Raw genomic sequence first — 3,532 nt, 5'->3', positions numbered from 1 at the left:
TTGCGGCGCTGTCGACGTCGCTGATGGTCAGGGTGCCGGCGGTGGAAATGTCGACGGCGGCATTGGTCTCGGTGAGGTTGGCGATGCCGGCGGACAGCACGGCGGCATCGTTGGTGCCGAGGATATGCACGGTGACCGAAGTGAGGGTGCCGTCGGCACTGCTCACCGCGAAGGTGTCGGTGTAGGTGGTACCGGCGGCGAACTCGTTGTGGGCGGAGTTGGCGACGTAGGTCCAGGCACCACCGGTACCGATGGAGAACTGGCCGTAGCTGCCGGTGGTGTTGGTTTGGGCGACGAAGGTTGCGGCGCTGTCGACGTCGCTGATGGTCAGGGTGCCGCTGGTGGAGATGTCGGCGGCGGCATTGGTCTCGGTGAGGTTGGCGATGTCGGCRGACAGCACGGCCGCATCGTTGGTGCCGAGGATATGCACGGTGACTGAAGTGAGGGTGCCGTCGGCGCTGCTCACCGCGAAAGTGTCGGTGTAGGTGGTACCGACGGCGAACTCGTTGTGGGCGGAGTTGGCGACGTAGGTCCAGGCACCRCCGGTRCCGATGGAGAACTGGCCGTRGCTGCCGGCGGTGTTGGACTGCACCTGGAAGCTTTCCGGGCTGTCGATATCGCTAATGGTCAGGCTACCGCCGGTGGTCAGCGGAGCATTGGTTTCGCTCAGCGTAACGCTGGCCGAGGACAGCACGGCGGCGTCGTTGCTGCCGGTGACGGTGATAGTCACCAGCTGGGTGTCGACACCGCCGAGGCCATCGCTGACCTGCACCGTGAACACGTCCTCATGACTCTCGCCCGCCTTCAGCGCCTGCACCGCACTGGCGACCCCGTCGGTGCCATTGGCCAGCGTGTAGGTCCACTGGCCGGTGTTGTCTACCGCGATCGAACCGTAGGTGCCGGTGGACGCGCCATTGAGGGTCCAGGTCGCCGTGGCGTCGTGATCGATGTCGGCCGAGCTGAACTGGCCATTGACGCTGAGCGTGGTGTCTTCCTGCACCGCGCCGGCCTCATTGCCCGTCGCGAAGCTGAGCACGGGCGCGTCATTGCTGCCGGTGACGGTGATCGTCACCAGCTGGGTGTCGACGCCGCCCTGGCCGTCGCTGACCTGTACCGTGAACACGTCCTCGTGGCTCTCGCCCGCCTTCAGCGCCTGCACCGCACTCGCGACCCCATCGGTGCCGTTGGCCAGCGTGTAGGTCCACTGGCCGGTGGTGTCCACCGCGATCGAACCGTAGGTGCCGGTTGACGCGCCATTGAGGGCCCAGGTCGCCGTGGCKTCGTGATCGATGTCGGCCGAGCTGAACTGGCCATTGACGCTGAGCGTGGTGTCTTCCTGCACCGCGCCGGCCTCATTGCCCGCCACGAAACTGAGCACGGGTGCGTCGTTGCTGCCGGTAATGGTGATGGTGACCAGCTGGGTGTCCACGCCGCCCAAGCCGTCGCTGACCCGCACCGTGAACACGTCCTCATGGCTCTCGCCCGCCTTCAGCGACTGCACCGCACTGGCGACCCCATCGGTGCCATTGGCCAGCGTGTAGGTCCACTGGCCGGTGTTGTCCACCGCGATCGCGCCGTAGGTGCCGGTTGCCGCGCCATTGATGCTCCAGGTYGCCGTGGCATCGTGATCGATGTCGGCCGAGCTGAACTGGCCRYTSACGCTGAGCGTGGTGTCTTCCTGCACCGCGCCCGCCTCATTGCCTGYCACGAAACTGAGCACYGGCGCGTCGTTGCTGCCGGTGACGGTGACGGTCACCAGCTGGGTGTCGACGCCGCCGAGGCCGTCGCTGACCTGCACCGTAAACACCTCATCATGACTCTCGCCAGCCTTCAGCGACTGCACCGCACTGGCGACCCCATCGGTGCCATTGGCCAGCGTGTAGGTCCACTGGCCGCTGCTGTCCACGGCGATCGCGCCGTAGGTGCCGGTATTTGACCCGGCAATGCTCCAGGTCGCCGTGGCGTCGTGATCGATGTCGGCCGAGCTGAACTGGCCATTCACGCTGAGCGCGGTGTCTTCCTGCACCGCGCCGGCAGCATTGCCCGTCGCGAAGCTGAGCACGGGCGCGTCGTTGCTGCCGGTGACGGTGACGGTCACCAGTTGGGTGTCGACGCCGCCCAGGCCGTCGCTGACTTGCACCGTGAACACGTCCTCATGACTCTCGCCCGCCTTCAGCGACTGCACCGCACTGGCGACCCCGTCGGTGCCATTGGCCAGGGTGTACGTCCATTGGCCGGTGGTGTCGACGGCGATCGAACCGTAGGTGCCGGTTGCCGCGCCATGGATGCTCCAGGTCGCGGTAGCGTCGTGATCGATGTCGGCCGAGCTGAACTGGCCATTGACGCTGAGCGTGGTGTCTTCCTGCACCGCGCCGGCAGCATTGCCCGTCGCGAAGCTGAGCACGGGCGCGTCGTTGCTGCCGGTAATGGTGATGGTGACGGTCTGCACCGCCGAAGCCGCGTTGCCCGCGCCGCTGTCGTCAGTGGCCACCACGCTGTAGGAGAAACTGATGGTTTCACCGGCGCTCAGGAAGTCCAGGTTCTCGCTGCTGCTGTAGGTCCAGCCAGCCTGATCGACCGCGAAGCCGGCGACCAGCGCCGCGGCCTGCGCCGCCCCGAGGGTGCCGCCGCTCCAGACGATATCGTGGTTCGAACTCTGACTGACCGTCACGACGTCGTGGCTGTCCAGATCGGCAAAGCTCAGCGCCCCGCTGTCGCTCAGGGTGGCCGCGCCATCGCCTTCGTTCATCGCTCCGGTCGCGTCGCCGATGGTCAGCACCGGCCGGTCGTTGGTGCCGGTCAGGGTGATGGTCACCGTCTGCGCTGCCGAGATGGCATTGACCGCGCCGCTGTCGTCGCTGGCCACCACGCTGTAGGAGAAACTGATGGTTTCACCGGCGCGCAGGAAGTCCAGGTTCTCGCTGCTGCTGTAGTGCCAGCTGGTCTGATCGACCGTGAAGCCGGCGACCAGCGCCGCGGCCTGCGCCGCACCGAGGGTGCCGCCGCTCCAGACGAGGTCGTGGTTGGCGCTCTGGCTGACCGTGACGACGTCATTGCTGTCCAGGTCGGCRAAGCTCAGCGCCCCGCTGTCGCTCAGCGTGGCCGCGCCGTTGCCTTCGGTCATCGCCCCGGTCGGGTCGCCGATGGTCAGCGTCGGYCGGTCGTTGGTGCCGGTAATGGTGATGGTGACGGTCTGCGCTGCCGAGGTCGCATTGCCCGCGCCGCTGTCGTCAGTCGCCACCACGCTGTAGGAGAAGCTGATGGTTTCCCCGGCCCGCAGGAAGTCCAGGTTCTCGCTGCTGCTGTAGTGCCAGCCGGCCTGATCGACCGCGAAGCCGGCGACCAGCGCCGCGGCTTGCGCCGCACCGAGGGTACCGCCGCTCCAGATGAGGTCGTGGTTGGCACTCTGGCTGACCGTCACTCCATCGTTGACGTCCAGGTCGGCGAAGCTCAGCGCCCCGCTGTCGCTCAGCGTGGCCGCGCCGTTGCCTTCGGTCATCGCCCCGGTCGGGTCGCCGATGGTCAGCGTCGG

Annotated in this window: 1 protein-coding gene; it reads right to left on the bottom strand. The window is 67.0% G+C overall.

What is annotated here, in order from left to right; genetic code table 11:
- Positions 1-3,532 (bottom strand): beta strand repeat-containing protein (locus AC1DVH_RS27840; RefSeq protein WP_477756498.1); only part of this gene is annotated, 3,532 nt, incomplete at both ends.

Source organism: Pseudomonas sp. P4_C3 (assembly GCF_056402075.1).
Note: the sequence above shows the minus strand (reverse complement) of the source record. Positions and strands in the feature narration are given on the sequence as shown.